Source organism: Pontibacter aquaedesilientis, from assembly GCF_014773225.1.
Lineage (GTDB): Bacteria > Bacteroidota > Bacteroidia > Cytophagales > Hymenobacteraceae > Pontibacter > Pontibacter aquaedesilientis.
The window spans coordinates 81,661-96,610 of the sequence record NZ_JACXAJ010000001.1; the positions used below are offsets into that span (position 1 = coordinate 81,661).

The 14,950-nt window shown below is 50.9% G+C and carries 9 protein-coding genes; 6 read left to right on the forward strand and 3 right to left on the reverse strand.

Translation table 11 applies throughout. The features are described 5' to 3' along the window. Positions 1-24 precede the first annotated feature (24 nt). Positions 25-234 carry a heavy-metal-associated domain-containing protein gene (locus H9Q13_RS00375; protein WP_191181778.1) on the forward strand — a complete coding sequence of 70 codons (210 nt, stop codon included), beginning with the start codon at positions 25-27 and terminating at the stop codon, positions 232-234. A gap of 81 nt (positions 235-315) precedes the next feature. On the opposite strand, the gene H9Q13_RS00380 is transcribed toward H9Q13_RS00375, so the two are convergent. The 3 genes from H9Q13_RS00380 to H9Q13_RS00390 all read right to left on the reverse strand — a co-directional run bounded on the left by H9Q13_RS00380 (position 316) and on the right by H9Q13_RS00390 (position 8,629). Continuing rightward, positions 316-708, reverse strand: coding sequence for a hypothetical protein (locus H9Q13_RS00380; RefSeq protein WP_191181779.1), 393 nt, complete (start codon positions 706-708; stop codon positions 316-318). A 130-nt stretch (positions 709-838) separates the two neighbouring features. Further along, positions 839-1,855: a PorP/SprF family type IX secretion system membrane protein gene (locus H9Q13_RS00385; RefSeq protein ID WP_191181780.1), complete on the reverse strand. Its 1,017-nt coding sequence runs from the start codon at positions 1,853-1,855 to the stop codon at positions 839-841. 6 nt (positions 1,856-1,861) lie between these two features. Beyond that, positions 1,862-8,629 carry an Ig-like domain-containing protein gene (locus tag H9Q13_RS00390; RefSeq protein ID WP_191181781.1) on the reverse strand — a complete coding sequence of 2,256 codons (6,768 nt, stop codon included), beginning with the start codon at positions 8,627-8,629 and terminating at the stop codon, positions 1,862-1,864. Positions 8,630-9,641: 1,012 nt separating this feature from the next. Here H9Q13_RS00390 and H9Q13_RS00395 point away from each other — a divergent pair. The 5 genes from H9Q13_RS00395 (at position 9,642) to rfbC (ending at position 14,885) form a co-directional block, all read left to right on the forward strand. Beyond that, positions 9,642-11,036, forward strand: a complete 1,395-nt coding sequence (locus tag H9Q13_RS00395; protein WP_224743979.1) for an undecaprenyl-phosphate glucose phosphotransferase — start codon at positions 9,642-9,644, stop codon at positions 11,034-11,036. Next, positions 11,026-11,862 (forward strand): WecB/TagA/CpsF family glycosyltransferase, encoded by an 837-nt coding sequence (locus H9Q13_RS00400; RefSeq protein WP_224743980.1) that lies wholly within the window; start codon positions 11,026-11,028, stop codon positions 11,860-11,862. The genes H9Q13_RS00395 and H9Q13_RS00400 overlap by 11 nt, the downstream gene beginning before the upstream one ends. Positions 11,863-12,172: 310 nt before the next feature. Further along, a complete protein-coding gene (rfbF, locus tag H9Q13_RS00405) occupies positions 12,173-12,973 on the forward strand; it encodes a glucose-1-phosphate cytidylyltransferase (protein WP_191181783.1) in 801 nt (266 codons plus the stop codon). 79 nt (positions 12,974-13,052) lie between these two features. After that, a complete protein-coding gene (rfbG, locus tag H9Q13_RS00410) occupies positions 13,053-14,153 on the forward strand; it encodes a CDP-glucose 4,6-dehydratase (RefSeq protein ID WP_191181784.1) in 1,101 nt (366 codons plus the stop codon). Between the two features lie 180 nt (positions 14,154-14,333). Continuing rightward, a complete protein-coding gene (gene rfbC, locus H9Q13_RS00415; protein WP_191181785.1) occupies positions 14,334-14,885 on the forward strand; it encodes a dTDP-4-dehydrorhamnose 3,5-epimerase in 552 nt (183 codons plus the stop codon). Positions 14,886-14,950: the final 65 nt, after the last annotated feature.

A 14,950-nucleotide genomic window follows, 5' to 3' on the forward strand; every position in this document is an offset into this window, starting at 1 on the left:
TTTAGTTTGTAAATTATGTTAAATATGAAGACCTATAAATTTAAAACCACGATTAATTGCGGAAGCTGCATCAGAGCTGTGACACCACACCTCAATAAACTGGAAGGAGTGCAGGAGTGGAAAGTGGACACTGACAATCCAGACAAAGTGTTGGAGGTAAGCTCTGATAGCCTGGATGCGCAGACCATTAAAAGCACAGTTGAAAAGGCTGGATTTAAGGCAGAGCAAATCTAGAAATCGAGAGCACCGCTTTCCAAATTTTTTCAACGCTTGCGTGCTGAAGAGATTTGATAATAAAATGGGCAAACTGTTATGTCAGTTTGCCCATTTTTTTAACCTGCCAGGTATGTGAGGAGGGTGAAGGTCTATTTTCCTTTTGGTGAGGAGCGCAAACACCAACATGGCTATACCTGCAACCGCCAGGCTCCCAGCATCGGGTACTCCGTTGGCCTGCATTACTTCGATACTAGCCAAGACCGGTTCTCCCTGTTGGATGGGCCAGAAATAAAAGGCTGCGGCTGTGTACGCCGCAAAGGCTAGGAGCAGCAGGGCACGGCCTATTTTATCCAGAAAAACCATGAAGCTGAAAATGGCCACGGTCAGGTAAACCGTAATCCAAATGATGGCATCCGGGCGCCTGTACTGCAGGGCAGTTAACACCACAAAACCCAAACCTAATAAAATAGCGAGTATTTGTTTAAATGTCATCGTTCTCAATGTTTTGTTACATAGCTATACTTCTCAGGGGGGCAAAAGTTATCCCTTAAAAGTATATCTTGCAGCTAAAAATAAACAGCCAAAACACTACCGTGAACGCCTGCAAATTCTTCGGTTTGAGTTACCAGGCCCACTGCGGGCACAGCACCTTAGACGTGTTACGGAGCTTCATGCCTAGCACCACCTCATGGCCACCGGCATTGGCAGGGCCCAGCGCCGAAACGCTTGCGTCGTATGAGTAGCTCAGATCCAGTAGGTAACTGATGTTTATTCCTGCCATAGCGGCCACCGATTCTTTGTGGCGGTACGATACGGCAGCCCATAAACGATCGCTGTACATCGCTTTGAGCGTAGCATCAACAGATAACGGGCTTGGTTGGGCCATTTTCAGCATCACCGAAGGTATAAGCGCCAGGTCAGGCGATATGTCAACGCGGTAGCCCCCGGTCAGGAAATAGTGCTTTTGCAAACGGCCGCTGTTGTCAGTGGCTGAGCCCGTGGTAAGGAGTTCACGCTTGCTGGGCACCAATTGCGCACCGGCCAGGCCCAGATAGAAATTGTAGGAGTAAAGCCACAGCCCCATGTTCAGGTCTAACTTCGTTTCGTTGACGCGGCCATCGTTCAGAGCCGGGTCGTTTTTGTTGATGACGCGTACGGCGGATGGGTCCAGGCTATATTGCAGTACGCCTGGTGCCACCCCGGCGGCCAAACGCAAATGGCGGGTAAGCGGCTGGTGGTAGGCGTAGTTCAGGTTGAAGCTGCTGCGCTTGAGCGGACCTGTGGTAGTTGTCATCGCGACAGCACCGAGACCATGGTGCGGACGAATACGGCGGTAGGTCGTTGGCTTTTTAGTGGTCGCTTCTTTTGGCACAGTTCCCGGTCGCTGCAGCCTGGCGGACGGGTTCACATCCTTCATGATCGGGGTATGGAAAGTCGCATAGTAAGAAACAGGCGCGCCCTCCAAACCAGACCACTGGTGTCGCGTGCCGAGTTTCACATCGGCGTAGTCCTCTATACCTGCAATGGCGGGGTTGAGCAGGTAATTGTTCAAGGTATACTGGGTATACTGCGGCTTCTGTTGGGCCATTGCCTGGCTGGCCATCAGTAGCACAAATCCAAAAGCTAAAAGTTTGTTCATAGGCTGTTATTTGACAATTGTTACGCTTCCTGAAAGTGGTTTCTCATGTTGATCCAGCTGGATGACATAATAATAAGTAGCCAAAGGCAATTCCTTCCCGTTTTGGCTGCCATCCCACGGCAGTTTGTATCCTAAAGAGCTGAATACCAGATTGCCCCACTGGTTGAACACCTGCACCTTACAATTCGGGTACTGCTCTATGTTGAGGATTTCCCACACATCGTTGATGCCGTCGCGGTTCGGGGTAAAGGTATTCGGCACGTAAACCAGCTGTTGCACTGTGATGGTCACCTCGTCTGTGGACACGCAACCGGCCTCGTTGGTCACGGTGACAGTGTAGGTCGTGGTTTCCTCCGGTTTGGCGTATGGGTTGGCGATGTTCGGGTTACTCAGGCCCTTGGCCGGCGACCAGGTATAGGTCTTGCCGCCGCTTGCCGCCAGCTGCACCGTACGACCCAGGACAACGGTCTGGTCTGACCCGGCATTGGCACTCGGGGCAGGCACTGTTACGGTTACCGGTCGGCGCTCACTTGCGCAAGAAAGAGCCACTTCCTGCACGTAATAAGTCGTGGTGCTGGTGAGGACAGGCGTGGTGAAGCTATCGCCTACCTTGACCGGAACTCCGCCATTTGGTTGGGTAAACCATTCCAGTCGACCGCCTTTGCCAGTGGCAGTCAGGGTGGTTTTGGAGCCGTGGCAAATCGTTTGCCCTTGGGCAATTGGCATGGCTGGGAGTGTCGTCACTGTGATCATCACCGGGTCACTAACCAGCCGCTCGCAAGACTCTGAGGTGACAATGCGTCGGAACCAGGTCGTTTGGGTAAGGGCGGCAGGCTGATAGTCTTTGCCATTGTTGGTGCCGGTTGCCGTTGTATAGCCCTTGTCCGGACCGCTGGTGCTGCTTTCCCAGACGTAGGTATAGGCGCCGCTACCGCCGGTTGGCAGGGTGCCTGCCAGTGGGGTAGGAGCCGTGCCGTGGCAAATGGTCTGGCTGGTGCTCACACGGTTGTTGGCCATAGGCGGACGCACACTGATGAATACCGCCGCACTGGTGTCAGGGGTTGGCCCGGACAATACTACGCGTCGGAACCAGGTCGATTGGGTAAGTGCAGCCGGGCTGTAGTCCTGCCCGGTGCTGCTGCCTCCTGCCGTTACGAAACCAGCTTTAGCGCTCTTGGTGCTGGACAGCCACAGGTATAGGTAGGAGCCGTCGCCCCCTGCCGGCAAGGAGCCTTTGAGCTGGCTTGGTTTGTTGCCGGCACATATTACCTGGTCGCTGTAGATGTTGTTGTTAACAACGCCTTTGTGCACTTCAATCAAAACAGGTTCAGAAACCGTCTCGCAGCCACCGGAAATCACACGGCGACGGAACCAGGTCGATTCCTGCATGGCGCCCGGGCTGTAATTCCGGCCAGTGTTTATGCCTGCCGCCAGCTGGTAACCGGTGTGCTGACTGCCGCTGCTCTCCCAAACATAGGTATAGGAGCCGGCCCCTGCGCCACCCGATGGATTAGAACCCGAGAGTGGTGCGGGTGTCTGGCCTTTGAAAATAGTCTGCTGCAGGCCAATGGTGTTATTGGTGATGCTCGGGGACACCGTGATCGTCACCGTATTCGAGGTATGGGTACACGGGCCAGACTCCACCACGCGGCGGTACAGCGTTGTGCTGGTCAGAGGGCCGGTACTCAGGTCGGCTGACGTGCCATTTAATCTACGGAACACCCCATCGGTACCCGCTGCTTCCCAGTAATAGGTATAGCTGCCGTCGCCACCGGTTGGTTGCGAACCCCTGAGTTTAGCCGGGGCGCTGCCGGTACAGATGACCTGATCCGCCGAAATGGTATTGTGGGCGATCACCTCATTCACCAGTATCCGTACGGTTTCAGATACATGGCTGCACTCCCCGGCTACAACCTTGCGGCGGAACCAAGTGGTTTGCGTGAGCTTGCCAGGCTGGTAATGCATGCCGTTGTTTATACCTGACGCTGGCTCAAAGTCTTGGCCTTCGGTGCGGCTTTCCCATAGGTATACGGGCTGCTCATTTCCGCCTGTCGGACGCGTAGCCTTGAGTTCGGCCGGGGCTTCACCGGCACACACCGCATGTTCTTTGGTCGTGATGGTATTGTTGCTGATAACCGGTTGCACCACAATTTCCAGCATTTCGCTCACCGACTGGCTGCAAGGGGCTGAGTAAACGATCCTTCTGAACCAGGTGCGCTCAGTCAGCGGAGTCGGGGCCGTATAATCGGCTTGGTGATTCGTGCCGGCTGCAGAGGTAAAGCTCACACCGTCCCGGCTGCTTTCCCACAGGTAGGTATAGCTTCCGTTGCCACCTGCCGGTGCCGTTCCTTTGATAGTTTGTAGCACATCGCCTTCGCAGATGGTTGCTTTTGCTGTTGAAATGCTGTTGTTGCTGATGGCTGGCAGGACGGATATTTTCACGGCGGCACTTGTATGAGCGGCACATGGCCCTGATATGACCACTCTTCTGAACCAGGTATTTTGTTGCAGGGCTTCCGGATGATAAGAGGCACTGGTCGCTCCTTCAACGGTGCCAAATCCCTCTTCCGGTCCCAGCTCGCTTTTCTCCCATCGGTAGGTAAAGCTGCCGTTGCCGCCTGTAGGCTCGGAACCAGAAATAATAGTAGGGCGCTGGCCGGCACAAATCGGGGCTACCGCCGCAGACAGTGTGTTGCGATCGATGCGCTTGTTCACCGTAACCGTTACCGGGCGGCGCTCACTACTACCGCAGCCATTCGGGTTCACGGCTTCCACATAGAAAATGGTAGTTTCGTTGAGGGGAGCTGTTTCAAAGCTGTAGCCTTCGAACAAGTGTCGCTCGGCTGTAGCGCTGGCATACCAGCGGAAAGTATTGGTCGTGGTGCTGTTGACGGTGAGAGTAGCAGAGCTGCCTTCGCAGACAGTTACCGGGGCCACAGTCGGTGCCGTCGGCAGGTTCACAACTGTTACCTCCACCACATCGGAGTTTTGGACACATTCCCCGGAAATTACTTCCCGCATATACCAGGTCGTTTGCGTCAGGGCTGTCGGGCTGGTATAGTGCTGGCCAGTGTTGGCGCCGGGTGCCGGGGTAAACGTGGCATCCGGGCCAGTCGTGTTGAACAGCCAACGATAGGTATAGCTGTTGTTGCCGCCAACCGGAATGCTTCCCGAAAGCACAGCCGCAGCGGTGCCTTCACAGATTATCTGCTGACCTGCTATGCTGATGTTGTTATCCGCTATGGCCGGCTGTACCGTAATGGCTATTTCGCCACTTACGCTCTCGCCACAAGGACTACCGGTTACTACCCGGCGGTACCACATTGTTTTGTCGTTTATCTGCGGGGTGTAGTTAAGCCCGGTATTGTTACCCACAGCCGGCACAAAATCTCTTCCTTCGCTGCGCATTTCCCAGCGGTACGTTTTCTGGCTGTTGCCTCCCTGCGGCATACTGCCAATGATAACAGCTGGTGTGCTGCCACTGCAAATGGTATTTTGCTGTACCGAAACAAAGTTCATCGTGATCGGCTTCACCACCGACACTTTCACGGCTTCGCTTATGTGCTCCTGGCAAGTGCCTGATTTGGCCTTACGGCGGAACCAGGTGGTTTGGGTGAGTATGCCCGGGTTGTAGTGCTGTTCGGTATTGTTGCCGCTTGCCGCCCGGAAGCTGCCAGTGTTGCCTGTAGTTGAATACTCCCAGATATAGGTATAGCTGCCAGTGCCACCTGTTGGCTGGCTTCCTTGCAGCGTGGCAGCTTCAGCACCTTCGCAGATCGGGGCTATACCTGTGATAATGTTGTTTTCCACGACTGGCGTTACCGTGACTTCAATAGGGGCTGAGACATGGGAACATCCGGCAGAAAGCACAGCTCTTCTAAACCAGGTGTTGCGAGTCAGGGCACCAGGCTGGTAAGTGGCCGCCGTCGCACCTGCAATTTCTTCAAAGCCATCAGTTTCACCGGTTACGCTTACTTCCCAACGGTAGGTATAGCTGTTGTTGCCGCCTGCCGGGCTGGTTCCGGAAAGCAGGGCTGGGGACTGTCCTGCGCACACTGTGGCAGCCTCATGGAGTCTGTTATTGTCCAATGCTGGCAGAACAGTTATCTGTGCCGACACGATGGGGCTGTAGCAACCGTTGGTTACCGCGCGAACATAAAAAGTGTTGATGCCTTCCGGCAGGTTGGTGGCAGTATAGCTTTTGTTATTGCCTAAAGGTTGTGTCGCCGCTGCATCAGCAAACCATTCATAACCTCCGGCATTGCCCTCGGCCACTAAAGTAGCGCTGCTTCCAGCGCCACACAGGGTCAACGGAGCAACTACCGGAGCTGGGGTTGGAGGGTATAACGTTACCTTCACAGCCGTCCTAACACTGGAGCAACCGCCTTCAACTGTCGTCTGAGCATAGAAAGTAGATGTTTCGTTTAAGGCTTGGGTCGTATAGCTATCGCCTTCATGCAATAACTGGCCGCCAGTGGGCTGGTCGTACCAGGTAATAACGCCTTCCGGGTTAATGATACGTAGTGTGGCGCTGCTGCCCGGACAAAGAGTGGTTGCAATCCCTTCTGCAATTGGTGCGGCCGGGAGGCTGCTAACTGTTACCTGTAGCGCTTCGGAAACCTCGCAGCTTCCTGCCCGATAGGTATAAGTTAAGGTATAGGTACCTGCCTCGGCCGGATTGAAAACACCCTCTTCCGATACCAAGGGAGAGCCGCTCCAAACACCGCCTGTAGGCGAAGCTTCAAGTTGCATTGTCCCGCTGTTGAGGCAAACCACTTCTTTGGCGGCTTTTAAAGTCAGTTCAGGTATCGCATCGATGGTAATAAGTTGCGTAGCGGCCTCAGAGTCACCGCACTCGTTTGTGGCAGTCACTTGTACCTCATAGGTGCCAGGCTCGGTAAACCGGATAGTGGGGTATGCCGAATTTGCATCGCTGCCCTCCTCGAAGGCAATGGCCCCCGGCCCACTCACTGCCCAGGTATACGTACTGATTTGTCCGGCCTGCGCATCATAAAGCGGAAGATGTTTTGGGTTATTTTCTGAAAAGAAAACTGTCTGAGGTCCACAGTAAGTAGCGGCTTCCGGCAAAGTGACGACCGGCTTCTGAATCACAGTAACCTCAGACTCCTGCTTGCTTACAGCAGAACAAACGCTGCTGGCCACCAGCGAAACCGTATAACTGCCAGATTTGCCGAAGCTGAAAACCGGGTTTTCAGAGTTGGCGTCGGTGCCCTCAGCAAAGCTCCAGCCCTCCTGTGGCGATACGCTCCAGGTATAGCGCAGGTCTGTTCCGGTTGATTTATTTTGAGCCCTGAAAATAGAAGGAGCACACACCCCTCCGTCATGGGTTAAGTCAAAGGCGGCTTTGGGCACATCGTTCACCACAATCGTCTGCTCCATCACAGTCGGCAGACATGTCGAGTTAGGGTCCAAAGGATAGGACGTCAGGCGCACCGTGTACTCTCCCAGCTTATTGAAAACCACATTTGGAGAGAGCGTCTCGCTGTTTCCGGAGGAGAAGGTCCAGCCTGTGGCCGGGAAGATCTCCCACTTTACGCGGTAGCGGTCCGTTCTGGCCGAGGCGTCGTATCCGTTCTTTGTCTTGTCCTGAAACTTCACCGGCTCACCCAGACACACATTGCCTATGGCAAAATTGGCTATTGGGCCTTTGGAGATACGTATACCTGTGAAGGTGGCGATAGAAACGTTACACTGGTTGGTAGCCGTGCCGGTCAGTGTAAAACCGTTGGGCTTGTCTTTGGAGGACTCCAGAAACTCATGGCGCAGGATACGGTCAGCTGGCAGCTCTGTGTGCTTATAGGTAACAGCAGGCGTACCGTCGTCGAACTGGAAGGTATAGACCGTATGAGGAGAATTGCCCTCCACTCCGGTGATTTTGAAACCATAGGACACAGGGGCGCAGTCGATGTTGTTGCCGTCGCTTGTTATACCTAGGCCTGGGTTACTGCCGATGAACATCTGCTCTGTTGAAGTGCCTACGCAGCCGTTGGCGTCAGTGGCGGTAACCGTAATAGTATACAAGCCAGCAGCGGTGTAGGTATGGGTGGCCCGCTCAAAGTCCTTCCCATAGTTGTCCGACTTGCCATCGCCCCAGCTAATGGTATAACCGGTGTTAGTGGCTGCCGTTTTCGATGCATTTTCCACTTCCAGCTTAAAGGAATTGGCGCTGCCAGTGTAGCTGCAATAGGTGAAGTCATAGAGCGGGTCTATGATTTTAGCGTCAGGCTGCGGGTCTACCTGGATGATCTGAGCGGCAGAATTGCTGCATAGCCCCTCATTTGGAACAGTGTAGGTAATGATGTGCTCGCCAGGACCGGCTACCTGTGGATCAAAAATTCCGTTGCTGACGCCCGTGCCGCTGTAAACGCCGCCTGCTGCCTGCCCACCCGAAAGCTTGAAGGGTTCGGTTATAGTGCAAACGGTACCGAAGGGGGCTAAAGTAGTCCCCTCGGATTCGGAACTGCCTATTTGAACCGGTTGGGAAGTGGCCGTGCAGCCCCCTTGTGTGGTAGTGGTGACATGGTAACTGCCTGATGATGTGATGGCAATGCTGCGAGTGGTTGCTCCGGTGGACCAAAGGTAGCTGTCCGCTTCAGAGGCCGTGAGTAAGAGCTGGCCGTTTTTGCAGACGGAAGCCTGACCTGAAAAAGTAATAATCGGTGTGCAACTTTGTGCAAGTGAATTTGTACTAGGGGCTAATACGAATAGCACCATGACCACAGCCATTAGGATGCATTTTAAAAGCGGTTGCATAAAATATTGTATAAGTTTGCTATATAATATTACTTTTTTGTTAAAATAGGGGCTGTTCGAAAAATTCAATTCTCATGTAACTCTCTAGGCTGCCCACTCTTGCTTATGACTTGCTCTTATTTGTATTTTTTTAAACATATCGCAATATGCTGATCCTCAATCTCAAGCCAGGTGCAACGAAAAAAATATACCTTTTCAGACCAAACAAATTTTTAATCGGTTCGTATTGTGCAAAATGTTTTATTTTGATAGTTAGTTCATTGAATTGTAAAGTATTTATGTGCCTGCTGGCAGATTTTAAAGGGGCGGTTGTCGAACCAACAAAATTCATTTTGGTTAGAACCCTCTAAATGCCCTCAGTTGTAAATATTCATCGCTTTTTCATCTTTATCCAGCGATGCAAGCGTGACAAAGTATGTGGTTGAAAAGAAAGAAGGAGTTGTTATTATTTCATGTTTTGTATGTTGGGTATACTGCTCTGTGGATATATTTCAGATAAAAAATTATACTCCTATTTGTTTTACATCATCCTCTGCTTCGAGTCTCAGTCTTAAAATCATTCCGAAGATTTGTTCATGGTATTTTGCATGATCTAAAGAAAGGGTTTTTATCTCGAACAAACAGTATAATATTAAAATAATTATATTTTTATTTTGAGATGTCTAAAATAATATCATCAGTATTTATAAATAGGAATATTACAATATTAGCTCTTTTAAATTTATTGCTGTTTTAGCGATAAATTAATAAACCTTAATATAGAATAGGTCGTATTTCAATCTAACTTCTAGGGAGTCGCTAAGTTTAGGAATTGTGACCGCCGGAAAGCCCAAATATAAATATTAAGGTTTATGAATATTTTTAAGGAATTAAAGAGCCTTAACCACAAAAAATCATTTCAAAGAAGATGAAGGTCACTGTTGAGATTGGCGAGGAAGAAGGTAGCGTGTAGAAAAGGAAGTCGATTAATGCAAAGAAGGAATTATGATTAAATAAGTACAAATATCAGGTTATGCAAAAGTACAGACACTATAATAGTTTTAATAGAATACTCTTATTAATACTAGACATCACACTAATAGCTTTCGCTTTTAAGCTATCCAACTTATGGAGATACGGCGAATTAGAACTTACCCACCAATACAGCATATTCTTTGTTCTCTTTGCACTGGTATGGTGGATCGTATCCGGGTTCAAGCACTTTGTATTCCGAATCGATGGGTTTTTCCCGGTTGACAGAAGGATCGGTAATTTACTCAATGCCTTTGCGGTGCACGCCATCATTCTGTCGAGCTGCATCGTGATATTCAACTTGGAGCAGCTTTCGCGCCTGCTGCTGTTGTATACCTACCTGTCCACAGCACTCCTGATCGGTATCAGCCGCCTGGCGCTTTTCCTGGCACAGCGGTACTTCTCCAATTCGGATATGGCGTACTCGAGGTTCGTGATCGTGGGTATGGGACCGGCGGCCATCTCGCTGCACCAGACCTTCAACAGCGACGAAGCGCCAGGCCGTAAATTCATGGGCTTCTTTACGGATAAGGCCGATGAACTGAGCCAGTACAGCAGCATGGTAAAAGGCAAAGTAGCTGATTTGCAGGAATACTGCCTTCAAAACAACATCGACGAGGTTTACTATACCCTGCCGGTGAATGACAAAGAGCAGATCGACGAACTGACTGAGTTTGCGGACGATAACTTCATCTACTTCCGTATTGTGCCTGATTTCAGCGCCATCGTGCAGCGTGAGGTGAACATGTACTTCTACCAGAACATCCCAATGATCAGTATCCGCAAGGAGCCGCTCGAGCAGGTGACCAACCGCGTAATGAAGCGTGCCTTCGATATTGCCTTCTCTATGGGTGTGATTCTTTTCTTGTTCCCGATCGTTATACCTATCATTGCGCTGGCCATCAAGATCAGCTCACCTGGACCGATCTTCTTCAAGCAACTACGTCCGGGCAAGAAGAATAGGCTGTTTGTTTGCTACAAATTCAGAACCATGCGTGTGAACAACAGCACGGAGCTGCAAGCTACCAAGAACGATCCGCGTATTACCCGAGTTGGTGCCTTCCTGCGCAAGACCAACTTGGATGAGTTGCCGCAATTCTTCAACGTGTTGCTGGGAGATATGTCGGTTGTAGGACCGCGTCCAAACCTGGTATCACAGCTGGACCACTACTCTAAGGTGATCAATAAGTATAAAATGCGCCACTTTGTAACACCGGGTATCACGGGTTACGCACAGGTAAGCGGCTTCAGAGGCGAAACCAAGGAAGTGCACCTAATGGAGAAAAGAGTGGAGTACGATGTAAAGTACATGGAGAACTGGAGCTTTATGATGGATATGAAAATTATCTTCCTGACAGTTTGGAACATGGTGAAAGGTGAGAAAAATGCATACTAATACAATGACTGAAAGGCCTTCTGCCACCTTTACTGCCGCACCCTTGCAACAGAAGCGTAGATTGCTGAAGTCTTACATTACAACCGGCAGGTTTGCCGAATTCGTAGAGCAGGTTTTCTGGCTGACCGACAACAAAGAATCTTCCTATGTTTGCTTTGCCAATGTGCACATGCTAGTGGAGGCCTACCAAGATAGCGAATTTAACAAGATTCTGAACGGGGCGGATATCGCCTCCCCGGACGGAGGGCCGCTCTCAAAGCTGATGAAGCTGCAGTATGGCCAGCACCAAGACCGCGTACCCGGTATGGACCTGATGCCACGATTGCTGGAAGAAGCCGCTGTCAGAGGCAAGTCGGTTTTCTTCTATGGCTCAACGGACGATGTGCTGGAGGCCGTGGTGGCCACCGCAAAAGCCAAGCATCCTGAGCTGCGTATAGCGGGCCACTACTCGCCGCCATTCCGCAAACTGTCCCAGGAAGAGGATGAGTCAATTGTGGCGATGATCAATGCAACGGAGCCGGATCTGGTATTTGTGGCCCTAGGCTGTCCGAAGCAGGAGCGCTGGATGGCAGAGCACAAAGGCCGCGTGAAGGCCTGCATGTTGGGTGTGGGACAGGCGTACATGACTTTTGCTGGCCTGGAGAAGCGCCTGCCAAAATGGGCCCGTGACTGGTCCTTGGAATGGACCTATCGGCTTTACCAGGAGCCCAAGCGACTCTGGAAACGATACCTGGTAACAAACAGCACCTTCGTATACCTGACTCTCAAAGATTTGCTGCTGCCTGGAAAAGGCAAAAGAAAAGCCTCCTCTGTAACAGTAGGATAAAGAAAAGCCAAAATGTGCTGCGTGGGCATAGCCCGTTACGCAGCACATTTTTTACGCTGCTTGCAGTGAGCAAGCCTTACTGCCATCCCCCAAGCACAAACTCCATCTGGACAACATAGTAACCGACGAAGCATCACAGAATGCGTAAAAGAATGTGTGAATCAGGTGTGTTATAACATGCAACGTTCTGACAGTCAAAAGCTACGAAATTGATTCCGATTAAAATTCAGATTATCAAAATCAAAATATAGTGATTGTCGTATAGAAGACAAATTTCAAAACCGAATATTTACCCAAACCATACATATTAATGAAAGCTGTTATACTAGCAGGTGGTTACGGAACCCGCATCAGTGAAGAAAGTGGCATCAGGCCCAAGCCCATGGTGGAAATCGGCGGCAAGCCCATCCTCTGGCATATCATGAAAATATACTCTGCTCACGGCATCAATGATTTCGTGATCTGCTGTGGTTACAAAGGCCATATGATCAAAGAGTATTTCGCTAACTACTTCCTGCATAACTCGGATGTGACCTTTGATATGAGCACCAACAGCATGAAGGTGCATCAAAACAACACAGAGTCCTGGAAAGTAACGTTGGTGGATACCGGAGAGGGAACTTTAACTGGCGGCCGACTAAAGCGCGTGCGTGAATACCTGGGAAATGAGACCTTCTGCATGACTTATGGTGATGGCGTAAGCGATGTGAACATAAGCGGGGCTATTGAGTTCCATAAGCAGCAAGGCACGTTGGCAACGCTTACCGCGGTGCAGCAGCCAGGCCGTTTCGGAGCTTTTACCTTGTCGGGTGACACCACCCAGATCAAGCACTTTCAGGAAAAGCCAAACGGGGGCGACCAGCCTTGGATCAACGGTGGTTTCTTCGTGCTAGAGCCTGCCGTGATCGATTACATTGAAGGGGACCAAACAACCTGGGAACGTGAGCCGATGGAGTACCTGGCCAAATCCGGAGAGTTATCTGCTTTTAAGCACACCGGGTTCTGGCAGCCAATGGATACGCTACGCGACAAGCACTACCTCGAGGAGTTGATCCAACAAGGCAAAGCCCCTTGGTATAAATTAATCAACAACCAACCTGTAAATGCCTAAATGGCAGCAGGTATAGCAGCATGTTTGCTTTCACCGTATAACATAACCTATACCCGACCTTTTAGCAATCTATAAGCTGATGAAGAGAGAATTTCTGCAGCAAACTTATCAAAACAAAAAAGTTTTCCTGACCGGCCACACGGGTTTCAAAGGTTCCTGGATGTTGCAGATGCTGCATTCCCTTGGCGCTGATGTAATGGGTTTTGCCCTTGCTCCCGAAACCGATGAGGATATGTATCACCTTGTTGGTGGGGATGCCCTGTGCGAGTCGGTGATCGCTGACATTCGCGACAAAGAAGCGGTAGAGGAGGCCGTGCTGCGTTTTCAACCTGATTTTATTTTCCATCTGGCTGCTCAACCGTTGGTGCGTCTTTCCTATGAGTTTCCTTCCGAGACTTTTGCCGTGAACGCCATTGGAACCGCCCATGTGCTGGATGCAGTGCGCAAACTGGAAAAGCCCTGCGCAGTGGTACTGATCACCACGGACAAGGTATACGAGAACAAGGAATGGGTTTACCCCTACCGCGAAACTGACCAACTAGGAGGCTACGACCCGTACAGCGCCAGCAAAGCCTGTGCTGAGTTGGTGATCTCGTCCTATACCCGCTCGTTTTTCCATACGGAGGTGTATGACCAGCACCGCAAGGCGATAGCCAGCACCCGTGCAGGTAACGTGATTGGCGGCGGCGACTGGGCCAAAGACCGTATTATTCCAGACATTGTGCGGGCACTTAGGGTAGGCGAGCCGGTGACGGTGCGAAACCCCAATGCGGTGCGTCCGTGGCAGCACGTGCTGGAACCACTGGGTGGTTACCTATTGCTGGGCGCTAAGATGGCCGAAGACCCAAAAGCCTTTGGCGGTGCCTGGAACTTCGGTCCTCAGGCCGGCGACAACAGTCCGGTGGAAGATCTGGTGCAAAAAGCCCTGCAGGTATGGGGATCGGGGAGCTATGATAAGCCGGAGCTCAAAAATCAGCCTCATGAAGCCGGTTTACTCAAACTCGATATCAGCAAGGCGCTGGTAGAACTTGGCTGGACGCCGAAGTACAACTCAGCGCAAGCCATCGAGCGCACGATTGGCTGGTACAAAACGTACCACGAAGGTATAACGGACATCAAGGCTTTCACTTTGGAGCAGATAGCGGAGTACCTGGAAGACAAGCAGTCTGTATACCTGTAGGATTGCTCCAGTCCAGGAAACAAGAACTTGAAATGATAAACGTTTAAAGTCCAGAACTAATAAACATAGCTTCTGCTGTGAAATTCCAGAAATGCCTGTTGTTGGAATTGACATAACAAAGGTATAAGACAGCATCATTTCTAATTAACCAATAGGGTAGCTATATATATACCAATCTACATGATCTTCACAGAAACCAAACTAAAAGGCGCTTACATCATCGACATTAAGAAGTTGGAGGACGAGCGCGGCTTTTTCGGCCGGGCATACTGCCAGAAAGAGTTTGAGCAATATGGTTTGAACACTAACCTGGTGCAGGCCAACGTGAGCTACAATTACAAGAAAGGCACCTTGCGTGGCATGCACATGCAGTTGGCCCCGTACGCCGAGACCAAACTCGTGCGCTGCACCCGAGGCGCAATCTACGATGTGATTGTGGACCTTCGTCCCGACTCCGAGACGTATAAGCAATGGGTTGGCGTGGAACTGACCGCTGACAATTACCGCATGCTATATGTGCCGGAAGGCTTTGCACATGGCTACCTCACACTGGAAGACAACGCTGATGTGATGTACCAGGTAACGGCTTTTTATGCAGCCGGCGCAGAGCGAGGCCACCGCTGGAATGACCCGGCCTTCAACATTCAGTGGCCGATTGCGCCTCAGATCATTTCGGAGAAAGATCAGAACCATCCGTTGCTGGAGGCTATACCTGAGCAAACAACTATTTAGATTCAAGGTTTTAGAGACTAGGTCTTATTCCTGTCTTATGTCTTGATACTAACGTCCTTTTAAAG

Bases quoted from the DNA above. Each gene is read 5' to 3' on its own strand.
- H9Q13_RS00375 (WP_191181778.1), top strand. From the start codon at position 25: ATGAAGACCTATAAATTTAAAACCACGATTAATTGCGGAAGCTGCATC.
- H9Q13_RS00380 (WP_191181779.1), bottom strand. From the start codon at position 708: ATGACATTTAAACAAATACTCGCTATTTTATTAGGTTTGGGTTTTGTG.
- H9Q13_RS00385 (WP_191181780.1), bottom strand. From the start codon at position 1,855: ATGAACAAACTTTTAGCTTTTGGATTTGTGCTACTGATGGCCAGCCAG.
- H9Q13_RS00390 (WP_191181781.1), bottom strand. From the start codon at position 8,629: ATGCAACCGCTTTTAAAATGCATCCTAATGGCTGTGGTCATGGTGCTA.
- H9Q13_RS00395 (WP_224743979.1), top strand. From the start codon at position 9,642: ATGCAAAAGTACAGACACTATAATAGTTTTAATAGAATACTCTTATTA.
- H9Q13_RS00400 (WP_224743980.1), top strand. From the start codon at position 11,026: ATGCATACTAATACAATGACTGAAAGGCCTTCTGCCACCTTTACTGCC.
- rfbF (WP_191181783.1), top strand. From the start codon at position 12,173: ATGAAAGCTGTTATACTAGCAGGTGGTTACGGAACCCGCATCAGTGAA.
- rfbG (WP_191181784.1), top strand. From the start codon at position 13,053: ATGAAGAGAGAATTTCTGCAGCAAACTTATCAAAACAAAAAAGTTTTC.
- rfbC (WP_191181785.1), top strand. From the start codon at position 14,334: ATGATCTTCACAGAAACCAAACTAAAAGGCGCTTACATCATCGACATT.